Source organism: Stenotrophomonas sp. 10L48, assembly GCF_056395105.1.
The window spans coordinates 103421-127523 of record NZ_JBFTIX010000018.1; the positions used below are offsets into that span (position 1 = coordinate 103421).

16 protein-coding genes and 1 pseudogene are annotated in these 24103 nt (G+C 66.6%); 12 read left to right on the forward strand and 5 right to left on the reverse strand.

The genetic code is table 11. The features are described 5' to 3' along the window. Nucleotides 1-114 precede the first annotated feature (114 nt). From AC1DCU_RS20270 to AC1DCU_RS20280, 3 genes are read left to right on the forward strand one after another with little or no spacing between them, the layout of a single operon-like run. On the forward strand, nucleotides 115-1932 hold the full coding sequence (locus AC1DCU_RS20270; RefSeq protein ID WP_025878696.1) for a sensor histidine kinase: 1818 nt from the start codon (nucleotides 115-117) through the stop codon (nucleotides 1930-1932). Next, the gene (locus AC1DCU_RS20275; RefSeq protein WP_208081819.1) at nucleotides 1929-2369 is read left to right on the forward strand and encodes a response regulator; all 441 of its coding nucleotides are present in this window, start codon (nucleotides 1929-1931) and stop codon (nucleotides 2367-2369) included. The genes AC1DCU_RS20270 and AC1DCU_RS20275 overlap by 4 nt, the downstream gene beginning before the upstream one ends. Before the next feature lie 4 nt (nucleotides 2370-2373). Further along, on the forward strand, nucleotides 2374-3885 hold the full coding sequence (locus AC1DCU_RS20280; protein ID WP_032975381.1) for a hybrid sensor histidine kinase/response regulator: 1512 nt from the start codon (nucleotides 2374-2376) through the stop codon (nucleotides 3883-3885). A 24-nt stretch (nucleotides 3886-3909) separates the two neighbouring features. On the opposite strand, the pseudogene AC1DCU_RS20285 reads toward AC1DCU_RS20280, so the two are convergent. Continuing rightward, nucleotides 3910-4608, reverse strand: a pseudogene (locus AC1DCU_RS20285) (proteasome-type protease); the annotation flags it as partial. A gap of 93 nt (nucleotides 4609-4701) precedes the next feature. Between AC1DCU_RS20285 and folK the strand changes: the two are divergent. Beyond that, nucleotides 4702-5187, forward strand: a complete 486-nt coding sequence (folK, locus tag AC1DCU_RS20290) for a 2-amino-4-hydroxy-6-hydroxymethyldihydropteridine diphosphokinase (protein WP_032975383.1) — start codon at nucleotides 4702-4704, stop codon at nucleotides 5185-5187. A 76-nt stretch (nucleotides 5188-5263) separates the two neighbouring features. Here folK and AC1DCU_RS20295 read toward each other — a convergent pair whose 3' ends face one another. Continuing rightward, nucleotides 5264-6001 (reverse strand): pteridine reductase, encoded by a 738-nt coding sequence (locus AC1DCU_RS20295; RefSeq protein ID WP_025878691.1) that lies wholly within the window; start codon nucleotides 5999-6001, stop codon nucleotides 5264-5266. Nucleotides 6002-6060: 59 nt separating this feature from the next. Here AC1DCU_RS20295 and AC1DCU_RS20300 point away from each other — a divergent pair, with 59 nt between their 5' ends. After that, entirely contained in the window at nucleotides 6061-7245 is a 1185-nt protein-coding gene (locus AC1DCU_RS20300; RefSeq protein ID WP_025878690.1) for a class I SAM-dependent methyltransferase, read from the forward strand. Beyond that, entirely contained in the window at nucleotides 7242-7634 is a 393-nt protein-coding gene (locus tag AC1DCU_RS20305; RefSeq protein WP_025878689.1) for a VanZ family protein, read from the forward strand. The genes AC1DCU_RS20300 and AC1DCU_RS20305 overlap by 4 nt, the downstream gene beginning before the upstream one ends. Before the next feature lie 674 nt (nucleotides 7635-8308). Here the strand turns inward: AC1DCU_RS20305 and AC1DCU_RS20310 are convergent. The 3 genes from AC1DCU_RS20310 to AC1DCU_RS20320 all read right to left on the reverse strand — a co-directional run bounded on the left by AC1DCU_RS20310 (nucleotide 8309) and on the right by AC1DCU_RS20320 (nucleotide 14601). Continuing rightward, nucleotides 8309-10666: a beta-N-acetylhexosaminidase gene (locus AC1DCU_RS20310; RefSeq protein ID WP_442251462.1), complete on the reverse strand. Its 2358-nt coding sequence runs from the start codon at nucleotides 10664-10666 to the stop codon at nucleotides 8309-8311. A 112-nt stretch (nucleotides 10667-10778) separates the two neighbouring features. Further along, nucleotides 10779-13442 (reverse strand): TonB-dependent receptor, encoded by a 2664-nt coding sequence (locus tag AC1DCU_RS20315; protein WP_478013660.1) that lies wholly within the window; start codon nucleotides 13440-13442, stop codon nucleotides 10779-10781. Between the two features lie 142 nt (nucleotides 13443-13584). After that, the gene (locus AC1DCU_RS20320) at nucleotides 13585-14601 is read right to left on the reverse strand and encodes a glucokinase family protein (RefSeq protein ID WP_033832013.1); all 1017 of its coding nucleotides are present in this window, start codon (nucleotides 14599-14601) and stop codon (nucleotides 13585-13587) included. Between the two features lie 384 nt (nucleotides 14602-14985). Between AC1DCU_RS20320 and AC1DCU_RS20325 the strand changes: the two genes are divergently transcribed. The 6 genes from AC1DCU_RS20325 to AC1DCU_RS20350 all read left to right on the forward strand — a co-directional run bounded on the left by AC1DCU_RS20325 (nucleotide 14986) and on the right by AC1DCU_RS20350 (nucleotide 24043). Continuing rightward, the gene (locus AC1DCU_RS20325) at nucleotides 14986-16278 is read left to right on the forward strand and encodes a sugar MFS transporter (RefSeq protein WP_025878685.1); all 1293 of its coding nucleotides are present in this window, start codon (nucleotides 14986-14988) and stop codon (nucleotides 16276-16278) included. A 39-nt stretch (nucleotides 16279-16317) separates the two neighbouring features. Beyond that, complete coding sequence (locus AC1DCU_RS20330) at nucleotides 16318-17385, forward strand: LacI family DNA-binding transcriptional regulator (RefSeq protein ID WP_025878684.1); 1068 nt, start codon at nucleotides 16318-16320, stop codon at nucleotides 17383-17385. 7 nt (nucleotides 17386-17392) lie between these two features. Further along, nucleotides 17393-18421, forward strand: a complete 1029-nt coding sequence (locus tag AC1DCU_RS20335; RefSeq protein ID WP_025878683.1) for an SIS domain-containing protein — start codon at nucleotides 17393-17395, stop codon at nucleotides 18419-18421. After that, nucleotides 18421-19569 (forward strand): N-acetylglucosamine-6-phosphate deacetylase, encoded by a 1149-nt coding sequence (gene nagA / locus AC1DCU_RS20340; RefSeq protein ID WP_032975389.1) that lies wholly within the window; start codon nucleotides 18421-18423, stop codon nucleotides 19567-19569. Before AC1DCU_RS20335 ends, nagA begins: the two co-directional genes overlap by 1 nt. A gap of 2 nt (nucleotides 19570-19571) precedes the next feature. After that, entirely contained in the window at nucleotides 19572-20639 is a 1068-nt protein-coding gene (locus AC1DCU_RS20345; protein WP_032975390.1) for an acyltransferase family protein, read from the forward strand. A 359-nt stretch (nucleotides 20640-20998) separates the two neighbouring features. Further along, nucleotides 20999-24043, forward strand: a complete 3045-nt coding sequence (locus AC1DCU_RS20350) for an autotransporter family protein (RefSeq protein ID WP_478014273.1) — start codon at nucleotides 20999-21001, stop codon at nucleotides 24041-24043. The last annotated feature ends 60 nt before the right edge of the window (nucleotides 24044-24103 follow it).

Consider the following 24103-nt stretch of genomic DNA (forward strand, 5'->3'; position numbering starts at 1 on the left):
CGCCTCGCCGAATGACCCATTGCCCCAGAGATGTGACCGGCTGCGCTATATTGCCGGTTCCGCCGTGGCCGGTCCTGCCCGGATCGCACTCCCCGGCTGAGCTGACGAGGAACTATGGCGCTGGTTTTCAGTGATGACATCTGGGATCGCTGGCGACTGCCTGCTTTGGCACTGGCAGCGGCAGCCATCATCGTGGTCCCGTGGTTGACCCTGCGCAAACTGCAGCAGGACAACGAACTGGCCATGGGCTGGGTGACCCATACCCAGCAGGTGACCGTGGCCCTGCAGCAGCTGCAGACCGACGTGCGCGACATCGAATCTGCTGCGTTGACGCTGTCCAAGGGCGTGGACGCGCCGGGCCTGCGCGAGCGCATGGGCAAGGCCAACGACATCCCCGAGCGTCTGGCCGAACTGGGCCGGATGACCCGCGACAATCCCGACCAGCTGATCCGCATCGGCCGCATCCAGTCGATGCTGGAAGGCCGGCTGGGGGTTGCGCGTGAACTGGCGAAGTCCGAGCCGAACAGCGACCAGCGCGAGCTGGTGCAGGACCTGAGCACGCGCTACCCGATCCGCGGCCTGGTGGAAGAGCTGCAGGCCAGTGAGGAAGCGCTGCTGGCCCAGCGCACCGCGCAGGCGGAGCGACAGAAGCGGCAGACCAACTTCGTGTCGTGGAGCTCGCTGCTGGTGCAGCTGGCACTGCTCGGCCTGGTGCTGTGGCTGCTGCAACGGCAGATCGGCCGCCGCCTGCAGGCAGAGCGGCAGTCGCAGCGCGCGGCGGCACGCGCGGCGTCGGTGCTGCAGACCGTGCGCGAACCGATCGTGCTGCTGGATCGCGAGCTGCGCGTGCAGCTGCACAATCCCGCGTTCTCCGAATTGTACGGGCTGCAGGATGAGCGCGCCGACGGCCTGCTGCTGGAAGACGTAGGCGAGGGCGCGTGGCGTGACCCGGTGGTGCGCCAGCGTCTGGCCGATGTGTTGCTGCGCGGCCGCGAACTGTGGGATTTCGAACACGAACAACGCACCGTCGACGGCATGTCCCGTTACATGCTGCTCAACGCCCGGCGCATGCCGCTGCCTGACACCGACGATGAAGTGGTGCTGCTGACCGTCAGCGATGTGACCGTGCAGCGTGCGGTGCAGACACGTGTTGAAGAACTGAACCGGCAGCTGGAGGGCAAGGTTGCCCAGGTCTCGGAGGTCAACCGCGAACTGGAAGCGTTCAGCTACTCGGTGTCGCACGACCTGCGCGCGCCGCTGCGCCATGTCGCCGGTTTCTCGGACAAGCTGTCGCGCCATCTGGGCGAGGCTGCCGACGAGAAGAGCCAGCACTACCTGGGGGTGATCTCCGGTTCAGCGCGGCGCATGGCCACGTTGATCGACGACCTGCTGGTCTATTCGCGCCTGGGCCGTGTGGCGATGCGCCAGCAGACCGTGGACATGCAGTCGCTGGTGGCCGATACGCGCGCGATGCTCGACGCGAACGTGCAGAGCGAAGCCGAGAGCAGTGGCCACGCCCATCAGGTGGAGTGGAGCATCGCGCCGCTGCCGATCGTGGTGGGCGACGAAAACATGCTGCGCCAGGTCTGGCTGAACCTGCTGGGCAACGCGGTGAAGTATTCAGCCAACCGCGAGCCGGCCAAGGTCCGCGTGGACTACCAGCAGCAGCCCGATGGCGGTCATCAGTTCACGGTCAGCGACAATGGTGCAGGCTTTGACATGGCCTACGCCGGCAAGCTGTTCGGTGTATTCCAGCGCCTGCACAAGGCCAGCGACTATCCCGGCACCGGTATCGGCCTGGCCAGCGTTCGCAGGGTGCTGACCCGCCATGGCGGCCGCATCTGGGCCGAAGCCGCACCGGATGCCGGCGCCACCTTCCACTTCTATCTTCCCCCCGTGCTCGACACGGACAAACAGGGCCCCATCGCATGACGACGCTGCGCACCATCCTCCTGGCCGAAGACAGCCCGGCCGACGCCGAAATGGCGATCGATGCGCTGCAGGAAGCGCGCCTGGCCAATCCCATCGTGCACGTCGAAGACGGCGTGGAAGTGATGGATTACCTGCTGCGCCGTGGCGCCTTCGCCAGCCGCGAAGATGGCCTGCCGGCGGTGCTGCTGCTGGATATCAAGATGCCGCGCATGGATGGCCTGGAAGTGCTGCGGCAGATCCGCGAACACGATGAGCTGAAGCGGTTGCCGGTGGTGATCCTGTCCTCCTCGCGCGAGGAAAGCGACCTGGCCCGCAGCTGGGACATGGGCGTGAACGCGTACGTGGTCAAGCCGGTGGACGTGGACCAGTTCTTCGGCGCAGTGCAGACCCTGGGCAAGTTCTGGGCACTGATCAACCAGGCTCCGGAGATCGAGTAGGCCCATGCCCCTGACCGGTCCCGCGCTCGGCGCATTGCGCATCCTGCTGGTGGAAGATTCCCCGGAGGATGCCGAGCTGATGTCCGAACAGATGCTCGATGCAGGCCTTGAGGCCACCTTCGAGCGTGTCGAGAGCGCGGACGACCTGCGCCATGCGCTGGCGCGCTTCCAGCCGGACATCGTGCTGTCCGACCTGAGCATGCCCGGTTTCTCCGGCGACGACGCGCTGCGCATCGTGCGCGATGCGTTGCCGGAGGTACCTTTCATCTTCGTCTCCGGCACCATGGGCGAGGAGAATGCGGTGGCGGCCCTGCAGAAGGGAGCCAACGACTACATCATCAAGCACCAGCCGGCGCGCCTGCCGTCGGCCGTGGCGCGCGCGGTGCGTGAGGCACGCAGCGCCATCGAGCGCTCGCGGGTGGAAACCGAGCTGATGCGCGCGCAACGGCTGGAAAGCCTGTCGTTGCTGGCCGCCGGGCTCAGCCACGATCTGCGCAACATCCTGCAGCCGCTGCTGATCATGCCGGACCTGCTGAAGGCGCGTACCGAAGATCCGCAGCTGCACCACCTGGCCGACGTGATCGCCGAATGCGGTCGCCGTGGCCATGAGATGGCCGAATCGATGCTGTCGTTCGTGCGCGGCTCGCGCAAGGCCAGCGAACGCATCCACATCGATGACCTGTTCCAGGCCGTGGCGCTGCTGTTGCGCAGCAACGTGCCCGATGGCGTCCGTCTGGACTTGGTGGTCGAGGATGAGGGGCTGGTGGTCGATGCCAACTACACCGAGTTGCAGCAGGTGTTGTTGAACCTGGCGCTCAACGCGATCCAGGCGATGCCCCAGGGTGGCAACCTGAGCCTGACCGCCAGCCATGGTGGCCAGCGCGATGGCGAGGACTGGCTGCGCATCGCGGTGGTCGATGAAGGCACCGGCATGGATGCGGACACGTTGTCGCACCTGTTCAACCCGTTCTTCACAACCAAGGCCGATGGCACCGGGCTGGGCCTGATTTCCTGCAAGCGCATCGTTGAAGGTGCCGGTGGCAGTATCCACGTCGACAGCCAGCTGGGGCGGGGCACCTGCTTCGAGCTGCGCTTGCCGATGCATGCCAGCGCCGAGGGCGGCGAACCGATCGAACAGCTGGTGGCACTGGGCAGTGGCCAGTCGATCCTGGTGGTCGATGGTGAAGCCACCCGCCTGTCGCTGTTGGGCAATGCACTGTCCAGCCAGGGTTATCAGCTGCAGTTGGCCTCCGATGGCCCGGCTGCGCTGCGCTGGATGCAGCAGGAGGCGATGCCGGCGCTGGTGATTGCCGATGCCGGCTCCAAGCTGTTGTCGGCCAGCCAGCTGCTGGGCGAAATGGCCACGCTCGGCTACCGCGGCCCGGCGCTGGTGCTGGAAGACGCTGCCGGGGAGATGCCCGAAGATGTGTTCCCCGCTGGCATCGAGGTGCACCTGCTGCGCAAGCCGCTGCAGATGCAGCAGGTCTTCCGCGCGGTGGCCGACGCGCTGGGCTGAAATCAGGGGTAGTGCCGGCCGCGGCGCCTGTTCCAGCCGTCGCGACCAGTTCTGGTGGATGTCGGCATACAGCGGCGAATCGGCGCCCAGCCGCAGCTGCTGGCTGATCCGCAGTTCGCCGGCGCGCAGCAGCGCCAAGTCGACCGGCAGGCCCACCGACAGGTTGGAACGGATGGTCGAATCCAGCGAGACGATCGCCGTGCGTGCGGCATCTTCCAGGCGCGTGGACGGGGTCAGGATGCGGTCCAGGATCGGCTTGCCGTACTTGGACTCACCGATCTGCAGATAGGGCGTCTCCGGCGAGGCGGCAATGGCGTTGCCCAGCGGATAGACCATGTACAGGCCGGGCTGTTCACCGGCAATCTGTCCACCGAAGATCAGCGTCGCCTGGGTGTTCACCCCGTCGTGGCCATGCTCGGTGTGCTGGCTCTGTACCTGACTGTCCACCAGCAGGGAGCCGACGTAGGCCGCAGCCTCGAACAGATGGGCCATGTCGCGCAGGTTCGGCGTGCGCCGCTCCTCGGCATCGCGCTTCAGCCGCGACACCAGCAACTGGGTCGTGGCCAGGTTGCCAGCGGCCATCACCACATAGGCGGCCTGGCCGGGATATTCGAACACGTGCAGTTTGCGGTGCACGCGGACATCGTCCAGCGCGGCATTGGTGCGGGTGTCGGCGGCGAAGACCAGGCCCTCGTCCACCTCGATTCCAACGCAATAGGTCATGTCGGTGCCCTATCATATGCGTCCCGGATTGTAGGCAGGCCGTTGTGACGATGGCATGCCCGCGCTCCACCTGATTGCCGTCACCGGAACCGCATGACCACCGTGCTCCTGAGCCTGGGCAGCAACGTCCATCCCCGCCGCTACCTCCACGCTGCGGTGGCGGCCCTGCGCGAGCGCTTTGGCGCGCTGCAGGTGTCTGCCGCCTACCGCACCGCTGCCGTCGGTTTCGACGGTCCGGCCTTCCTCAACAACGGCGTTGCCCTCGAGACCGACCTGCCGCTGCAGGAACTGGATGACTGGCTGCATGCGCTGGAAGATGCGCATGGTCGTGACCGCAGCGGCCCGCGCTTCTCCGACCGGACCCTGGACGTCGATGTGGTGTTCTATGGCGACCTGGTGGTGGAGGGCCCCGGCCATCTGCGCATTCCGCGCCCGGAACTGAAGCATGCCTTCGTGCTGAAGCCGCTGGCTGACATCGCCCCGGGCTTCGTCGATCCGGTCAGCGGCCTGGACCTGGCCACGCTGTGGCGGGCGCACAAGCAGTTTGGCGAAGCGTTCGAGGTCGTGGACCTCGAATGACGGGTTGTTGTTGCCGCTGCGCTCGCCAGGCATGGCCCGGCGCTACCGGTAGTGCCGGCCGCTGGCCGGCAACATTTCAGCTGACCGTACGCCCACCATCCACGCGCAACGTGTGGCCGGTGACGAAGCTGGCCTCGGCCGCCAGCCAGTAAACCGCTTCGGCGATTTCCTCGACCGTGCCGATCCGCGCCAGCGGCGTGCGCGCCAGCAGCGCCTCGCGGGCGAAATCGTCCTTGCCCTGTTCCGGCCACAGGATCGCACCGGGTGCCACCGCGTTCACCCGCACCTTCGGCGCCAGTTCCAGCGCCAGCGAGCGGGTGGCCATTTCCAGCGCGGCCTTCGCCATCGTGTAAGCGATGTGGTCGCGCATCGGGTCGGTGCCGTGCAGGTCGGTCAGGTTGACGATGCAGCCGTGCTGGCGGCGCAGGTAAGGCGCGGCGGCCTGGGCCAGCAGCAGCGGCGCCCGCGCATTGACCGCGTACAGCTCGTCCATCGCCTCGGCGGTGACCTGGCCGAGCGGGGTGGGGAAGAAGTTGGAGGCGTTGTTGACCAGCGCATCCAGGCGGCCGAAGTGGGTGACCGCCTGCTCGACCAGATCGGCCAGGGCATCGGCGTCGCGCAGGTCGGCCTGCAACGCCAGCACGCTGCCGGGGCGCTCGTTGTCCAGGTTGAAGGCGGCCTGCTGCAGTTCGGCGCTGGAGGTATGGGCGTGCAGCACCACCGACCAGCCACAGGCGTGGAACTGGCGGGCGATGGCGGCGCCGATCCGGCGTGCGCTGCCGGTGATCAGGGCCACGGGGGCGGTGTCACTCATCGAGGGTCCTCCAAGGCTCGGCTATCCTGTGCACCATTGTCACCGCATTCGAAGACGCCATGCAGCCTACCTTCCCCCTGCCCGAAGCCGATGCCCTGGCCCACAGCGATCAACTGGCCGCCGCCCTGCGTGCCGAGATCCTCGCACAGGGTGGGGCGATGCCGTTCTCCCGCTTCATGGAGCTGTGCCTGTACACGCCGGGCTGGGGCTACTACAGCGCCGGTGCCAGCAAATTCGGCGGCAGCGGCGATTTCACCACCGCACCGGAACTCGGCAGCCTGTTCGCCGGCAGCGTGGCCAATGCACTGGCGCCGGTGTTCGGCCAGCTCGATGCGCACGCACGGATGCTGGAACTGGGCGGCGGCACCGGCGCCTTCGCCGAGGCGGTGCTGCTGCGCCTGGCCGAGCTGGAGGCGCTGCCGGCCCGTTACGCGATCCTCGAACCCAGTGCGGACCTGCGCCAGCGCCAGCAGGAGCGCCTGCAGCAGAACCTGCCGCCCGAACTGGCCGGCCGGGTGGAATGGCTTGATCGTCCGTTCGAGGACGACTGGGACGGCGTGGTGTTCGCCAACGAGGTGATCGATGCGCTGCCGACACCGCGCTTCCTCATCAAGGACGGCGAGGTATACGAGGAAACCGTCGAACTGGACGGGCAGGGCAACTTCATCCGTGGCGCACAGCCGGCCGACCTGCTGCTCAACGGCGCGGTGCGCCATCTCGAGCGCTACCTGGAAAAGCCCTTTGCCGACGGCTACCGTTCTGAAGTGCTGCCGCAGCTGCCGTACTGGCTGCAGGCGGTGGCCGGTGGCCTGCGGCGTGGCGCGATGCTGTTCGTGGACTACGGCTACAACCGGGGCGAGTTCTACCAGGAAGAACGCGATGACGGCACCGTGCGCGCGTTCTACCGTCACCACGTGCACAACGAGATCCATCGTTGGCCGGGCCTGCAGGACATCACCGCATCGGTCGATTTCACTGCCATGGCCGAGGCCGGCCTGCATGGCGGATTTGAATTGGCCGGGTACTGCAGCCAGGCCAGTTTCCTGCTCGGCAACGGCCTGGACCAGGTACTGACCCTGGCCGAGGAGCGCACCGATGAGGTGGGCCGCATCCAGTTGCGCGACCAGGTGAAGAAGCTGACCCTGCCAACGGAGATGGGCGAGCGTTTCCAGGCCATTGGCCTGCAGCGCGACGTCGATTTCGAACCGGCTTTCGAACTGGGCGACCTGAGCTGGCGCCTGTGAGTGCAGCGTTGCCGGTGATCAAGCCGCTGCGGCGGCCGCGACTGTGGACCGCGTTGTGGGTGTTGGCGGTGCTGACGGTGATCGTGGTCTGCCTGATTCCGCCGCCGCCGATCCCGTTGCCGGAAAACAGCGACAAGGGCGAGCATTTCCTGGCTTATTTCATCCTGGCTGGCAGCGCGGTGCAGTTGTTCCGACGAGGCCGCCCGCTGCTGTGGGTAGGTGCTGGCCTGGTGCTGATGGGCGTCGGCATCGAGTTCGCGCAGGGCGCGTTGACCAGCAACCGCATGGCCGATCCGATGGATGCGGTGGCCAACACCGTTGGCGTGTTGGCGGGGATGGCTACCGCATTGACCCCGCTGCGCGACATGCTGCTGCGCTGGCGGGGGTAAGGCAGCCAGGCATGGCCTGGCTCCGCGGTAGATCCACGCCATGCGTGGATGAATCTCGCCGGCGCCAACCAAGGTTGGCGACTACCAAAGGCAGCCAGGCATGGCCTGGCTCTACAGTAGATCCACGCCATGCGTGGATGGATCTCGGCGGCGCCAACCAAGGTTGGCATCTACCAAAGGCAGCCAGGCATGGCCTGGCTCTACTGTAGATCCACGCCATGCGTGGATGAATCTCGGCGGCGCCAACCAAGGTTGGCGTCTACCAAGGCAGCCAGGCATGGCCTGGCTCTACAGTAGATCCACGCCATGCGTGGATGAATCTCGCCGGCGCCAACCAAGGTTGGCGTCTACCAAGGCAGCCAGGCATGGCCTGGCGCTACAGTAGATCCACGCCATGCGTGGATGGATCTCGCCGGCGCCAACCAAGGTTGGCGTCTACCAAAGGCAGCCAGACATGGCCTGGCGCTACAGTAGATCCACGCCATGCGTGGATGAATCTCACCGGCGCCAACCAAGGTTGGCGTCTACCGAAGGCAGCCAGGCATGGCCTGGCTCTACGTTAGATCCACGCCATGCGTGGATGAATCTCGCCGGCGCCAACCAAGGTTGGCGTCTACCAAAGGCAGCCAGGCATGGCCTGGCTCTACAGTAGATCCACGCCATCGTGTCCGCCGTCATTTCCCCAGCGTCACCTCATCCAGCACCCACATCGCCGGGCGCGTGTCGCCGGTGAAGTTGATGCACAGATCGCCCGTGCCCGAGGTGCCCTTCGGCAAAGCCGCGCGCAGGGTCACGAAGCCGTCGGCATCGGTCTGCGCCGGCAGCGGCACCTGCGCCAGGACCTTGCCGGTGCAGTCACCGCGACGGATCAGCATTTCGCCGTGCGCGCTCCGGGCCTTTTCGAAGCGACGCTTCGGCTCGTCGTGGGCCAGCTGGAAGTAGTACGGAATGCGGCCTGCGCGCACTTCCACGCTGCCGATGCCATCCAGCTGTGCCTGCGGCCAACGCCAGCACGGCTGGAAGATGTCGACGGTGAACACCGCACGCGCACCTTCGCGCGGACCATCATCTTCCAGGCGCAGTACCAAGCCCTTCTCGCCGACGCAGCTGCGCAGTGCTTCGCTGTGCCGCGACAGCAGCGACTGCGCGGTGTACGACGCCACCGTCGGCTTCGCAGCCAGCGGCTGGCCCTGGTAGAAGGCGGCAGCCTGCACCGTCGCCGGCAGCGTGGACGTCAGTGGCTGCTGGTACAGCGGCGACTGTGCCGTCACCGGCTTGCCGTCGCTGCTGTAGCGCACTTCATAGCCCAGAGGATTGGCCAGCGACACGGTCACCGTGTTCGCCGCGCGGTCATCGGTGTAGGCCACGCCTACTTCGAACGGCGTCTGCGCGTAGGCCAGGCCCCAGGCCCGATAGCGCTGCAGCTGCGAGGGCAGGCGGGCCAGGAAGTCGCGGAAATCGCGATGCTCCGGCGTGCTCCAGCCGGTCTCGGCCACGGCGGCCAGGCGCGGGAACAGGTTGTGCTGCAGACGCGCGTAGGTGCGCGTGTGCTCGGTGAACATGTTCGCCTGCAGGCCGAGGATGTGCCCGCGCTTGTCGGCGGCCAGTTCGGCCGGCACCGGTTCGTAGTTGTAGAGCTTGGCCAGGTTCACCTGCGTCGGCCGGCCCGGCGGTTCGTTCGGCGAGGCCGTCTGCAGGTAATCCAGGTACAGGTGGCTGACCGGCGACATCACCACATCGTGGCCGGCGCTGGCCGCAGCAAGGCCGCCTTCGGTGCCGCGCCATGACATCACCGTGGCCTGCGGCGGCAGGCCGCCCTCAAGGATTTCGTCCCAGCCGATCAGGCGACGGTCGTGTTGTTCCAGGAAGGTTTCCAGGCGCTTGATGATGTGGCTCTGCATGGCCATCTCATCCTTGATGCCGAGCGCGCGCATGCGCTGCTGCACCTGTTTTGATGCTTCCCACTGGTCCTTCACCGCCTCGTCGCCACCCACATGCACATACCTGGCCGGGAACAGCTGGATCACTTCTTCCAGCACGTTCTCCAGGAAGGTAACGGTGCCGTCCTCGACGTTGAACAGGTTCGGGAACACGCCCCATTCGCTCAACGGTTTCAACGGCGTGTCGATCGTACCCAGTTCCGGATAGGCGGCGATGGCAGCGGTGGCGTGGCCGGGTACATCGATTTCCGGAATGACCTGGATATGCAGCTTGGCGGCGTAGGCGATCACTTCGCGGATCTGGTCCTGCGTGTAGAAGCCGCAGTACGGATGTTCCTTGCCACTGACCGGATCGATGCCGCCATCACCGGCCGGAAGGCGGCAGCTGCCGACTTCGGTGAGCTTCGGGTAGCGCTTGATCTCCATGCGCCAGCCCTGGTCGTCGGTCAGGTGCCAATGAAAGGTGTTGAGCTTGTGCGCTGCCATCGCATCGAGCACGCGCTTGATCTCGTCCAGGCTCTGGAAGTGCCGCGCCGAGTCGAGCATGAAGCCACGCCAGCTGAAGCGCGGCGCATCCTGGATCTGCACGGCCGGCAGCACGCCGTTGCTGCCGCCGGTGGCGAGCTGGGCCAGGGTGGTGGCGCCGTAGAACAGGCCGGTCTCGTTGCCGGCCTGCACCAGCACGCCCCGCGCGGTGCTTTCCAGCGTGTAGCCCTCGCCGCTGTCGCGGAAGGTCGGCACGATCTGGAAGCGGATGCTGTTGCCCTTGGCGGCGGCCTTGCCGTTGGCCACGGCCAGTCGCGGCCCACCACTGCGCGCCAGCAGGTCGGCGAACTGTGCGGCCACGCGCTGTGCGGCTTCGCCATCGGCATGCAGCACGGTAGCGGCGCCCACGGTGATGCCCGCGCCGTTGCCGCGCTGCACGTTGGCCGGTGCGGGAATCAACATCAGGCTGCCGGCGCGCAGCTGCGGGCCAGGGCCGGTATCGAGTGCCGGGGCATCGGCGGCCAGTGCCCGCAGCACAGGCAGGGCGGCCAGCAGGCTGCCCAGCAACAGAAGGCTGCGCATCCTGGCGCGGGTGGGCTTCGTCATCTGAAGGACTCCTTGGATCGGGTGCGATGTTCGCTATACATGAAAAACGCCGGGCCCGGAATGACCCAGGCCCGGCGTGCGTGCACGACTCGGCGATGAGGCTGCCGCTGGATCAGTACTTGAAGCGGAAGTTCAGGTAGTACTGGCGACCGTTGCTGTAGAACGAGGTCGGAATGGCCGCGGTCTGGTAGTACTTGTAGGTCGGGTTGTTGAGGTTCAGGCCATCCAGGCTGATGCTCAGCCAGTCGGTGGCCTTGAAGCTCAGCGACGCCGACAGCGTGCCGAAGTCATCCTGGTAGTACGGGTTGGTGCCCGACAGGCTGATCAGGAACGAGGAACGGTGGGTATAGCTGACCCGTGCACCGAAGCGCTCGTTCTCGAAGTACGCGCCCACGTTGTAGGTGTTCTTCGAGGTGCCCAGCAGGTTGTGCGAACCATCGGACCAGGTGTGCGCGGTCGTGCCGTTGGCGTAGGTGTAGTTGGCGTTGACGCCGAAGTATTCGCCGATCGGCTGCTCGTAGGCCACTTCCACGCCGGTGACCTTGCCGTCGGCATTGATCGGGGTGGAGATCTGGTAGGTCTCAAGCTGGTTGGTCAGTTCGCTGTACAGCTGGCGCGAGACGACGTCGAAGGCGATGTAGTCCTTCAGGTCCATGTGGTAGGCGCCGATCGACAACAGGCCGCGCGGCATGAAGTACCACTCCAGGTTGGCATCCAGGTTGGTGGACAGGGTCGGCTTGAGGTTCGGGTTGCCGCCGCCGCCGGTCCGGTTCAGGTCGGAACCGTACGAGGACGCGCCCAGTGCCGAGTAGTCCGGCAGGGTCTGGGTCTGCGACGCGGCCACGCGCAGCACGAGGTTGTCGTCGAGGTCGAACTTGATGTTGGCGCTGGGCAGCACGCGGTTGCGCTTGTTCTGGAAGGCCATGCGTTCCCACATGCCGAACAGGCTGCTGACATCCGCATCGGCAGCATTGCTGACGGCGTTGTAGGTATCGATGTCCTGCTTGATGTTGACGTAGCGCAGGCCCAGGTTGCCGCTCCACCAGTCACCGCGGAAATTGGCCTGCACGTAGCCGGCGAAGTTCTTTTCCTTCACCCGCCACTCGGCACCGTAGTTGTGGCGACCGGTCGGACCGTCGTTGCCCGCCAGCCAGGTGGAGTTGTTGGTCACCGCCTCCTTCAGCGCACCGGGGGTGAAGTACCAGATGTTGCGCGGGAAGGTGCCGCCGATATCGCCGGCAAAACCGTTCGGGTAGTTGGAGGTGGCGCCGTTCTTCAGTGCACTCCAGATGTCACCCGGGGTCGCGCCTTCCGGCGACAGCGCTTCGCGCTTGTGATCGGCGAAGCGCACACCGAAATCGAGCGAGCTCAGCACGCCGCCGTCGTTGAAGTACTGGTTGAAGTCGAGCGTGGCCCACTTCTCCTTGTCCTCGGCGGTGACCTGCTGGTTGCCCCAGGTTCCGAAGCTGGTCACGCCGTTGGGCGAGAGGTCGCCGCCGACGTTCCAGTCGATCGGCGAGCCGCTGCCGTGCGTGGCCCAGCTGGCGCCACCGCCGCTGCCCACGGTGACCTCGGCGATGTACTGGCGCGGGGTCTCACCGGTGCCCTTGGTGCTGCCGGCCTGGAACTTGGCGGTCAGGCTGTCGCTGATCTGCCAGTCGGCGTCGAAGGTGACGTAGCTCGACTTGGCCTTCGACTCGCGGTAGATCATGTCGTACACCGCGTAATTGGTGCCCGGCACGCCTGCGTAGGTGGCGTTGGTCAGCACGCCATCCTTGACCACATAGCCCGGGTTCGGCGCCTGCACCTTGGCGAAGCTGTTGCCGAACATCATGAAGTTGCGGTTGTAGTTGTTCGCCTTCAGCTCGGAGCTGAAACCATTCAGGCCCAGGGTGAGGGTGTCGGTCGGCTTGAACTGCAGCGAGACCAGGCCGCCTTTGCGCTCACGGGTCTGTTCGAACAGGGTCGAACCCAGCAGGCCGGGAACGTTGACGCCGATTAGGTCCGGATTGGTCAGGGCCACCGGATCCTTGGGACCGATCTGGAAGAAGCCACCCGGAATTTCCTGCGCTTCACGGCGCAGTTCGCGCTTCTGGCTGAAGCCCTGCACCATCACGCCGAAGGTGTTTTCTTCGTTCTTGTAGTTGAACAATGCCGAGTACTGCGGGTCGTTCGACTTGGCCTGGTCCGAGCGCACCATGCCGATCGAGCCTTCAGCGGTGAACTGCTTGGAGAACTCCAGCGGCTTGCGGGTGATGATGTTGACGGTACCGGTGGTGCCACCGTCCTGCAGCTTGGCCTGCGAGGACTTGTTCACTTCCACCGAGCTGACCAGTTCCGACGGCAGCAGCGAGTAGCTGACGCTGCGGCCGACGTTGTTGCCCTGGCTGAGCACGAACCAGTCGGCCGAACCGACGGTGTGGCCGTTGATCAGGGTCTGGGTGAGGCTGGGGCTGGTGCCGCGCAGGCTGACACGGTCGGCTTCGTCGAAGCCGCCCTCATCGGCGCTGGACGAGCTGATGTTGACGCCCGGCAGGCGCTGCAGGGTGTCGGCGACGTTGTGCGCCGGCAGCTTGCCCACGTCTTCGGCGGTGACCACTTCCACGCGCGCATTGGCTTCGCGCTTGGTGTCCAGCGACTTCTCCATCGAACCGCGGATACCGGTAACGGTGACGGTGTCCAGATCGGTGGCGGTCGGGGCGGCCTGCTGCGCGTGCGCACTGAAGGCGATGCAGCTGACGATGGCGGCCGAAAGCAAGGTCTTGCGGGTATTCATGATGTCTCTCCTCATCACTCGATTGGATGCCGGCGGCGATATGGGATTGCGGTTGCGATGACGTGCGCGGGGCGGCGGCGATGTCCCGGCATTGGCGTGCCACGTACTGCGTGCTGCGATTGCGTTGAAGCCGATTGCAGGTTCAGGCGTCGGCGTGGAGCAGGTACCAGCTGGCAGCGCCGATCACGCCCAGCTGTCCGTGCTCGACCACCTTCACCGGGATGCGTGCCAGCGCCTCGCCCATCGGCCCCTTCTGCAGGTAGCGTTCGACGAAGGTGCTGGTACGCAGGTACTCGCGGATCTGCGGCAGGATCCCGCCGGCCAGGTAGACCCCGCCGTGGGCGCCATAGAACAGGGCCATGTCGCCGATGGTGCTGCCGAGCAGGCCGCAGAACACATCCAGCGCCTGACGCGCCAGCGGATCGGTGCCGGTCATCGCCGCAGCGGTGACCGCATCGGGGCTGGCCAGCGCCGGTGCCTGCCCCTGCAGCGCGCAGATCGCGCGGTACAGGTTCATCAGGCCGGGACCGGAAAGGGCATGTTCGATCGACACGTGCGCGCGGTCGCGCTGCATATGGCGGACGATCGCCATTTCCAGTTCGGTGCTGGCGGCCAGGGTCGGCTGCCCGGCTTCGGTGGCGAGCACCACCGGGCCGTTGGCGGTGGGAATCCACAGCGCCGCGCCCAGGCCCGTGCCGGGGCCGACCACCAGGGTCGGGCCGCGCGGCGCCGTTTCCGGGCCGCACAGGTGCAGCACGCCGCTGGCATCGACCTGCGCGGCCGCGTAGGCCACCGCTTCGAAGTCGTTGACGATGTGCACCCGCTGCAGGCCGACGTCGGCCTCGATCTGCCGCGCCGACAACGGCCACGGCACGTTGGCGGTGATCACCGTGCCGTCTTCGCGGGCGTAGCCGGCGGTGGCGACCACGCAATGCGACGGGCGTGGGCCTTCGGCCAGGAAGTCGGCGAGGATCGCGCTGAGCCCGGCGTGGTCGGCGTTGCGGTACTTGCGGTAATCGAGCACCTGCACCGGATGGGCATCGTCGCCGCTGGCCTGGACCCGGGCGACACGCACATGGGTGCCGCCAACGTCGGCAGCCAGGAACGAGGGCGCGACGCGGGACAGGACATGGGCCGGGGCGGGATGGCTGGCGGTCACGCGGGCTCCTGCTGCAGGTGGGGCCGGCCCCGGGAAGGGCAACGATGGAGCCGGCGATTGGGCGGAGTCTGTAACCGCGTTGACAACGATGTCAACGAGTTCGTGACACTTTCGTTGCTGCGCCGCAACGAATGCAGATCGCCGTAAACGTTTACATGGCGTGAGTACTGCATCCCGGGCGGAACCGTTGCAGCAAGGGGCTTCAAGGGCCAAGCGCATTCAGCGGATGGCCGTGCAACGCGCTTGCGCAGTGCAACATGGGGTGTGGTGACCCGCGCATGGAAGTTGACAAACGGTCGCTGTCCATCGAAAGAATGTGACAACGTTGTTCCCAGCCACTCTCCGACGCCGTGTTCTGCGGCCGTCGCCGCAGGAGCCTTCCTGATGTCAGCCGTCCCCGCTGCAAGCGCACGCCCGAACGTGGCCTCGTCCATCGCCATCGTCGGCGTGCTGTTCTTCCTGATCGGCTTCTTCACCTGGCTCAACGGCCCGTTGATCACCTTCGTCAAACTCGCCTTCGAGCTGAGCGAGGTCGGCGCCTTCCTGGTGCTGATGGTGTTCTACCTGTCTTACTTCTTCCTGGCCCTGCCGGCGTCGTGGATCCTGCGCCGCACCGGCATGAAAAAAGGCCTGAGCCTGAGCCTGCTGGTGATGGCCGGTGGTGCGGCGCTGTTCGGTGAATTCGCCACCCAGCGCTGGTATCCCGGTGCACTGGGCGGCCTGTTCGTGATCGGTAGCGGCCTTGCGCTGCTGCAGACCGCGATCAACCCGTACATCTCCATCCTCGGCCCGATCGAAACCGCCGCACGGCGCATCGCGATGATGGGCATCTGCAACAAGATCGCTGGCATCCTTGCGCCGATATTGATCGGCACCCTGGTGCTGCATGGCATCGGTGATCTCGACGCCCAGGTGCAGGCCGCCGATGCGGCCACCAAGGCCACGCTGCTCAACCAGTTCGCGGCCAAGATCCACGCGCCGTATCTGGCCATGGCCGGTTTGCTGGTGCTGCTGGCGGTGGCGGTATTGTTCTCGCCGCTGCCCGAAATCAAGGCCTCCGAGGCCAATGCCACACCGGCCGGCGTGCCAGGCAAGGCCGAGCGCAGCAGCATCTTCCAGTTCCCGCATCTTTGGCTGGGCGTGCTCTGCCTGTTCGTCTACGTCGGCGTGGAAGTGATGGCCGGAGATGCCATCGGTACCTACGGTCATGGCTTCGACCTGCCGCTGGACCAGACCAAGATGTTCACCGCGTTCACCCTGTTTGCGATGCTCATCGGCTACGTGGTCGGCCTGGTGTTGATCCCGCGAGTGGTCTCGCAGTCGCGCTACCTGACCGTCTCGGCGGTACTGGGCGTGCTGTTCTGCCTGGGCGCTTTCTTCACCCACGGCTATGTGTCGGTCGCCTTCGTGGCACTGCTGGGCTTTGCCAACGCGATGATGTGGCCGGCGATCTTCCCGCTGGCGATCCGTGGCCTGGGCCGCTTCACCGAAACCGGTTCGGCGCTGCTGGTCATGGGCATCGCCGGCGGTGCGATCATTCCGCAGCTGTTTGCCGTGCTCAAGCAGCACATCGACTTCCAGCTGGTGTTCCTGCTGCTGATGGTGCCCTGCTACCTGTACATCCTGTTCTACTCGGTGGTCGGCCATCGCGTCGGCCTGCCGCAGGACAAGGTCTGATCGGCGATGATGGACGGCAGCCAACCCCAGGAAAAGCCGATGCGCAGAGCGACCATCAAGGACGTTGCCGAAAAGGCCAAGGTCTCGCTGAAGACGGTGTCGCGGGTGATCAACAACGAGCCCTCGGTGATGCAGGCCACTCGTGCACGGGTGCTGCGTGCCATTGCCGAGCTCGACTACGAACCCGATCCGTCGGCGCGCAACCTGCGCAGCGGCACCACCTTCGTGATCGGGCTGGTGTACGACAACCCCAACCCGTACCACATCATCGGCGTGCAGAACGGTGTGCTCGCGGCCTGCCGCGAAACCGGCTTCGGCCTGCAGATCCATCCGTGCGATTCCAGTTCGCCGCTGCTGGCCGATGAACTGGCCGACTGGGTGCAGCGCTCGCGCCTGGCCGGGCTGGTGCTGACCGCACCGATGTCCGAACGTCGCGACCTGGTCCAGGCGCTCACCGCGCGCGGCATCAAGCTGGTGCGGATCATCGCCGCTACCGAAGATCCGGCCGATGGCGCCTGCGTGTTCGTCGACGACCGCGAAGCCGCCTATGAAATCACCGAGCACCTGATCCAGCTGGGCCACCAGCGCATCGGCTTCCTCTGGGGTGGCACCTCGCACCGTTCTTCGGGCGAACGCTACGCCGGTTACGAGGCCGCGCTGAAGGACTACGGCATGACCGTGGACAAGCATTTGGTGGTGCAGGGCGACTACACCTTCGACGATGGTTTCCGCGGTGCGCGGCGCCTGCTGGCACTGCGCGAACCGCCCACCGCCATCTTCGGTTCCAACGATGAAATCGCCGCCGGCGTGCTGGCCGCAGCGAAGTCGGCCGGCATGAACGTGCCCTACGACCTGTCCATTGCCGGCTTCGAGGACAGTCCGTTCTCGCGCCAGTCGTGGCCGCCGCTGACCACCGCCAAGCAGGCCACCGAAGACATCGCCCGCCATGCCGCGCGCCTGCTGATCGCACAGCTGCGCAGCGATGCCTACGACGATGCGCCGGCGCCGCTGCACAACCAGGGCTTCGTGCCGCAACTGGTGGTGCGCGGCTCGACCGCACCGATGCGTCCTGCCGCCGCGCGCCCCCTTCCTTCCGATCCTTCCTGAGCCTGCCATGTCGCTGTCCGATCCCACCGCCACCCTGATGTTCGCCGAGGCCGCCGAAGCGGCCGAGGTCGTTGCCCGCCAGTTCGCCCGCAACCACGCCGTGATGGAGACGCTGGCAGCCAGCCTGCGCGCTGCGCCGCCGCCGTTCGTGGTGACCTGCGCACGTGGCAGCTCCGACCATGCCGCCACCTACGGCAAGTACCTGCTGGAAACCCAGCTGGGCCTGGTCGTTGCCTCGGCCTCGCCATCGGTGGGTTCGGTCTACGCCGCACCGCTGCAGCTGCGCGGTGCGTTGTTCATTGTCATCTCGCAGTCCGGCAAGAGCCCGGACCTGCTGCGCAATGCCGAAGCGGCCAAGGCCGCTGGCGCGCGCGTGGTGGCGCTGGTCAACGTCGAGGATTCTCCGCTGGCACAACTGGCCGACACGGTCATTCCGCTGCATGCCGGCGTGGAGAAGAGCGTGGCGGCGACCAAGAGCTACCTCGCTTCGTTGTCCGCGCTGCTGCAGCTGGCCGCGTACTGGAAGCAGGACAGCGCGCTGCGCAACGCTCTGGACCTGCTGCCCGATGCCATGCGCGAGGCCTGGCAATGCGACTGGAGCGCGGTGACCGATGGCCTGGTGGAGGCCAACAACCTGTTCGTGCTCGGCCGTGGCCTCGGCCTGGGCGCGGCGCAGGAAGCGGCGCTGAAGTTCAAGGAAACCTGCAGCCTGCATGCCGAGGCCTACAGCTCGGCCGAGGTCAAGCATGGTCCGATGGCGCTGGTCGATCGCGGCTTCCCGGTGCTGGCCTTTGCACAGCCCGATGAGACCGGCGCCGGTACCCGTGCCGTGGCTGAAGAGTTCACCGCACGTGGCGCCAAGGTGTGGCTGGCCGGTGCCGGCGGCAACCTGCCGGTCGCTGCCGCGCCGCATCCGCTGTGCGCGCCGCTGCTGACGGTGCAGAGCTTCTATCGCGCGATCAATGCACTGGCGCTGCGCCGCGGCTTCAACCCGGATCTGCCGCCGCATCTGAACAAGGTGACGGAGACGGTGTGATGGCAACCGTCCTGCGCAATGCCCGCATTCTTGCCGGCGATGAGTTCCGCGATGATCTTGCGGTGGTGATCGAAGACGGCCACATCAGCGCGCTGCTGCCCGACGCGGCGCCACAGCTGGGTACGGCCGACGAGCAGGTGGATCTGGGCGGTGGCTGGCTGCTGCCCGGCTTCATCGATGTACAGGTCAATGGCGGTGGCGGCGCGCTGTTCAACAACACGCCCGACGTCGAGTCGCTGCGTACGATTGCCCGTGCGCATCGCCGCTTCGGCACCACGGCAATGCTGCCGACCCTGATCAGTGACGACGTGGTCGTGATGCGCGAGGCGATCGGCGCGATGCGCCAGGCGATCGCACAGGGCGTGCCCGGCGTGATCGGCATCCACCTGGAAGGCCCTTACATCGCACCGGCGCGCAAGGGCACGCACGATGCCAGCAAGTTCCGCGTGCCGGACGAGCAGGAAATCGAACTGGCGTCGTCGCTGGACAACGGCGTGACCCTGCTGACCCTGGCGCCCGAGCGCGTGCCGCTGGAGACCATCCGTGCGCTGGTCGAGCGCGGTGTGATCGTCGCCGCTGGCCACACAGCCGGCACCTATGAAGAGATCCGTGCCGGCCTCGATGCCGGCGTGCGTGGCTTCACCCATCTGTACAACGCGATGTCACCGCTGCAGGGCCGCGAACCCGGCGCAGTCGGCGCGGCACTGGAAGATCGCGACAGCTGGATCGGCATCATCGTCGATGGCGTGCACGTGCATCCGGCCAGCCTGCGGGTGGCGCTGGCGGCCAAGCCGCGTGGCCGCCTGCTGCTGGTGACCGATGCGATGCCGCCGGTCGGTGCCGACGATCCGAGCTACGTGCTGTATGGCGAAACCATTACTGCCATCGACGGCGTGGTGCGCAACGCGGCCGGCTCGCTGGCCGGTTCGGCGCTGGACATGGCCACTGCCGTGCGCAACACCGTGCAGTTGCTGCGCCAGCCGCTGGCCGAAGCCGCGCGCATGGCATCGACCTATCCGGCGCAGTTCCTCAACGTCGATGATCGCCTGGGCTACATCGCCGAGGGCTACCAGGCCGACCTGGTGCTGCTGGACGACGCGCTGCAGGTGCGTGGTACGTGGATCGCCGGCCAGTACGAGGCGGCCTGACGATGAGCAGCGCGCCGCCACGCCGGTTGGGCTCGATCGACGCCCTGCGCGGCATGACCGTGGCGGCGATGCTGCTGGTCAACAACCCAGGCGACTGGAGCGCGGTGTTCGCACCGCTGCGCCATTCCGACTGGCACGGCTGTACGCCGACCGATCTGGTGTTCCCGTTCTTCCTGTTCCTTGTTGGCGTGTCGATGGCCTTCAGCGTGGCACCGCGCGCGCTGGATGCGGCCGCACGGCCTGCGCTTGCACGTGGCGTGCTGGAACGCGCGCTGCGCATCGCCGTTGCCGGTGTGCTGCTGCACCTGCTGGTGTGGTGGGCATTGCACACGCACCATTTCCGCATCTGGGGCGTGCTGCAGCGCATTGCGCTGTGCGCGGCCGTGGTGGGCGTGCTGGCGGTGTATGCGCGCCCGCGCGTGCAGGCGGCCGCGCTGGTGGCGCTGCTGGTGGGTTACGCCGCGCTGCTGCTGGGCGTGGGTGACCTGGCGCCGTGGACCAACCCGGCCAGTCGCCTGGATACCACCTTGTTCGCGCCATGGATCTACCAATGGCAGGCCGATACCGGTCTGGGCCATGACCCGGAAGGATTGCTGAGCAGTCTGGGCGCATTGGCCAGCACCGTGCTGGGCCTGCTGGCAGGTGGCCTGCTGCGCAGTGGCCGCGCCGGTGCATTGGCCGCGCTGGGTGCGGTCACCGCCGTGCTTGGCCTGCTGCTGGCAACCGTACTGCCGCTCAACAAGCAGCTGTGGACGCCCAGCTACGTGCTGTGGACCGGTGGCCTGGCCGCGCTGGCATTGTGGCTGGGCCACCTGCTGATCGACCGCAAGGGATGGCCGGCACTGGGCCGGCGCTTCGGCGTCAATGCCATCACCGCCTATCTGGGTGCCTCGGTGATGTCGGTGATCCTGTTGGCCACCGGCGCCTGGAGTTGGGTCTGGCAACAGTTGGCCGCAGCAATGCCACAGGCGCTGGAGCTGGCCTCGATGCTGCAGGCGCTGGCGTTCGTCGCGCTGTGGTGGGGCGTGGCGTGGTGGTTGGACCGACGTCGCATTTATCTGAAGATCTGAGCGCGGACGAAGATCGTGGAAAACGGCCCATCCACGCATGGCGTGGATCTACTGGGCATGGCCCATCCGTGTGTGGTGTGGCGCCACGGTTCATCCACGCGTGGCGCGGATCCATGGCCCATCCACACGTGGCATGTCTGCTGTAGATCCACGCCATGCGTGGATGTTCCATCCGGGCGATGGGAAATGAATCGGTTCATCGACATGCGGGCTGCGTGACTGCTTCCCGGTTTCACAACGAAAGCGTGACCGACTGCCGATAAGTTCACCTATCGAAACCATTCATGGCAGGGCAGACTGCATCAGCAGTGTCGTACAGAGCATCCGCAGTTCCTGATCCCCCGACCCAGGAGTGCTGTATGTCCCATGTCGTCCCGCGCGGGTTCCGCCAGCACCGCTTGACCGTTTCCCTGCTGCAGATCCTGGCGATGCCCTCGCTGCTCGCCCTGTCCGCCCCTGCCGCCTGGGCAGGGTGCGATGCAACGGCTCCCGTGGCCGGGCAGACCGTCACCTGCAGCAGCACCGCCCCCAATCCCGAGACAGCAGCCATCAGCGCCAGTGGCGCGACGGGCATCACCGTGAATGTTGGCAATGGCGCGCAGCTGCAGCAGGCCGGCGCGGGCAGCGCCGTCTCCCTGCTCGGCGCTGGCGGGCACGTGCTCACCAATCTCGGTGCCATCAGCTCGGCGAGCGGTACCGCGGTACAGCTTGGCGGCGGTAGCCGCGTCGACAACACCGGCAGCATCAGTTCCGGCAGCGGTATCGCACTGCAGTTCAGCGGTGCCGGCGACAGCGAACTGGTCAACCGCGGCACCATCAGTGGCAGCAGCGGCGTGCAGTTCGGTGCCGGCAACGATCGTCTGCAGATGCTGGCCGGCAGCATCAGCGGCGGCGTGCAGCAGGGCGATGGCAACGACGTGCTGCTGCTCAGCGGCGGCACCATCGACAGCCTCGACCAGGGCAATGGCGATGACCAGCTGACCGTCAACGCCGGCACCATCACCGGGCTGGTGACGCAGGGCAGTGGCCGCGATGATTTCGTCATGACCGGCGGCACCATCGGCGCCCTGCAGCAGGGCGACAACATCGACACCTTCCGCATGAGCGGTGGCCGCATCGTCGGCGCGTTCGAAGATGGCGACCAGGCGTGGATGACCGGCGGCCGCATCGGCCGCGTCAACATGAAACTGGACAAGAACCTGTGGGACATGTCCGGCGGCACCGTCGACGGCAACGTGGTCACCGGCTTCGACACCGACACCATCATCATCTCCAACGACGCCTACATCGGCGGCAACATCAGCGTCAGTGGCGGCGCCGACAGCGTCACCATCACCGGTGGCACGGTGCGTGGCCAGGTGCTGCTGAGCACCGGCAACGACACCTTCAACTGGAATGGCGGCGGCATTGTCTACGGCGCCATCGACATGGGCCCCGACGATGACGTCGCGACCCTGGGCAATCTCAACCAGGCCAACCTGGGCGCTGTACCGCTGTTCGATGGTGRCACCGGCAGCGATCGCCTCAGCTTCAACAACGTCAAGACCGCTGGCGTCGGACGCTTCCAGAACTGGGAAGCGATCAGCCTGGCCAGCAGCACCGAGCTCACCTTCGATGGCGACCTGGTGCTGGGCGACAGTGCCACCGGCACCGGCAGCTTGAACGTGGACGAGACCAGCACGCTGTTCGGCGGTGGCGGCAACCATGCGATCCGTCCCTTCGCGGCAGCTGCGCTGGTGAACATGGTCAACGCCGGACGCATTGATCTGACCAACAACAGCGGCGCCGGCGATGCCTTCACCATCCGTGGCAACTACCGCGGCGACGGCGGTGGCGTGTACCTGCAGACCGTGCTGGGTGCAGACGACTCAGCCAGCGACCGCCTGGTCTTTGATGGCGGCAGCGCCACCGGCAGCACCGGCCTGGGCATCATCAACACCGGTGGCGGAGGAGCGGCCACGCTGGTCGACGGTATCCTGGTGGTGCAGGCGCTGAACGGCGCAACCACCGCGCCAGGCGCGTTCTCGTTGTTCGCACCGGTCTCGGCCGGTGCCTACGAGTATTTCCTGTTCAAGGGTGGCGTCAGCGCCGGCACCGGCGAGAACTGGTACCTGCGTTCGACATTGGCGGCCGGGCCGACGCCCGCGCCGAACGGCGGCGGCGAAGTACTGCCGCCGCCACCGCCGACGCCACCGGTGGCGCCACCGCCGCCGATTCCCCCGGCACCCCCACCGCCGCCAGAGGGTGCCATCGATCCGGACCTGACCGCAGGCGAGACGGCACCGCCGCCACCGCCGCCGGAACCTGCGCCCGTAGCGCCGCCCAGTGATCCACCCGTACCGGACGTGCCGGTGGCCGGTGGCAGCCTGCCCGGTACCGGTTCGCCGCCGCCCAGTGCGGGGGCAAGGCCCGCCGCGCCGAACGAGAACGGCCTGGTGCCGCTGTACCGCCTGGAGACCGCGGCCTACGCCGTGGTGCCACCGCTGCTGCGCGAGACCTCGCTGGCCAGCCTGGGGACCTTCCATGAGCGCCAGGGCGAACAGCGCCTGCTGTACAACCAGGGCGCCTTCCGCACGGCATGGGGACGGCTGGTCGGGCAGAGCAGCGAGATCCACTGGAAAGGCGATGCACGGCCCGGCTTCGATGGTGACGTGATGGGTGTGCAGGCAGGCCTGGATGTGTGGGCTGCCAGCGGTGACAGCCACCGCAACCAGATCGGCGTGTTCGTCGGCCGCACCCGCGCCGATGGCAGGATCACCGGCCTGGCCGTGGGCTGGGACAACGTGTTGGTCGGCCAGAGCCGGTTGGACGACAAGCACGTGGGCCTGTACTGGACGTTGACCGACAGCAGCGGCGGCTACATCGACGCGGTGGCGATGCAGAGCCGCTACGACGGCCGCACGCGCTCCTCGCGCGGGCTGGGCATCGACCTCAAGGGCGACGGCACCACGCTGTCGCTGGAAGCGGGCAAGCCACTGCTGCAGTTCGGGCAGTCATCGTGGTGGCTGGAACCGCAGCTGCAGGTCATCTGGCAGCGCAGTTCACTGGATGACCAGCGTGATCTGGTGTCCACCGTTTCCTTCGACAACGACAACGCCTGGACCGGCCGCGTCGGCCTGCGCCTGGCGGGCGATTACCAGTTGGCCGACAACGGCTGGCAGCCGTACTTCAAGTTGAACTACTGGCATGGCCGTTCGGGCGAGGACCGCATCCTGTTCGACAGCGACGCGATCATCAATTCGCAGCGCTCGCGTGCTGTGGAGGCCGGTGTCGGCGTGGTCGGGCGCTTCAACCGCACGATCAGCGCGTATGCCGTGGCCGACTACACCCGCGAGGTTGGTGGCAGCGACAACGGCAAGCGCCGCATCATCGAAGGCAACATCGGCCTGCGCGCGGACTGGTGACGACCTCCGCTTGGGTGGGTGTCGACCTTGGTCGACACGAATCCAACCGACGCCATGACC

Coding starts and splice junctions, on each gene's coding strand:
- AC1DCU_RS20275 (WP_208081819.1), top strand. CDS start 1,929: ATGACGACGCTGCGCACCATCCTCCTGGCCGAAGACAGCCCGGCCGAC.
- AC1DCU_RS20300 (WP_025878690.1), top strand. CDS start 6,061: ATGCAGCCTACCTTCCCCCTGCCCGAAGCCGATGCCCTGGCCCACAGC.
- AC1DCU_RS20325 (WP_025878685.1), top strand. CDS start 14,986: ATGTCAGCCGTCCCCGCTGCAAGCGCACGCCCGAACGTGGCCTCGTCC.
- folK (WP_032975383.1), top strand. CDS start 4,702: ATGACCACCGTGCTCCTGAGCCTGGGCAGCAACGTCCATCCCCGCCGC.
- AC1DCU_RS20330 (WP_025878684.1), top strand. CDS start 16,318: ATGCGCAGAGCGACCATCAAGGACGTTGCCGAAAAGGCCAAGGTCTCG.
- AC1DCU_RS20295 (WP_025878691.1), bottom strand. CDS start 6,001: ATGAGTGACACCGCCCCCGTGGCCCTGATCACCGGCAGCGCACGCCGG.
- nagA (WP_032975389.1), top strand. CDS start 18,421: ATGGCAACCGTCCTGCGCAATGCCCGCATTCTTGCCGGCGATGAGTTC.
- AC1DCU_RS20310 (WP_442251462.1), bottom strand. CDS start 10,666: ATGACGAAGCCCACCCGCGCCAGGATGCGCAGCCTTCTGTTGCTGGGC.
- AC1DCU_RS20280 (WP_032975381.1), top strand. CDS start 2,374: ATGCCCCTGACCGGTCCCGCGCTCGGCGCATTGCGCATCCTGCTGGTG.
- AC1DCU_RS20315 (WP_478013660.1), bottom strand. CDS start 13,442: ATGAATACCCGCAAGACCTTGCTTTCGGCCGCCATCGTCAGCTGCATC.
- AC1DCU_RS20270 (WP_025878696.1), top strand. CDS start 115: ATGGCGCTGGTTTTCAGTGATGACATCTGGGATCGCTGGCGACTGCCT.
- AC1DCU_RS20335 (WP_025878683.1), top strand. CDS start 17,393: ATGTCGCTGTCCGATCCCACCGCCACCCTGATGTTCGCCGAGGCCGCC.
- AC1DCU_RS20345 (WP_032975390.1), top strand. CDS start 19,572: ATGAGCAGCGCGCCGCCACGCCGGTTGGGCTCGATCGACGCCCTGCGC.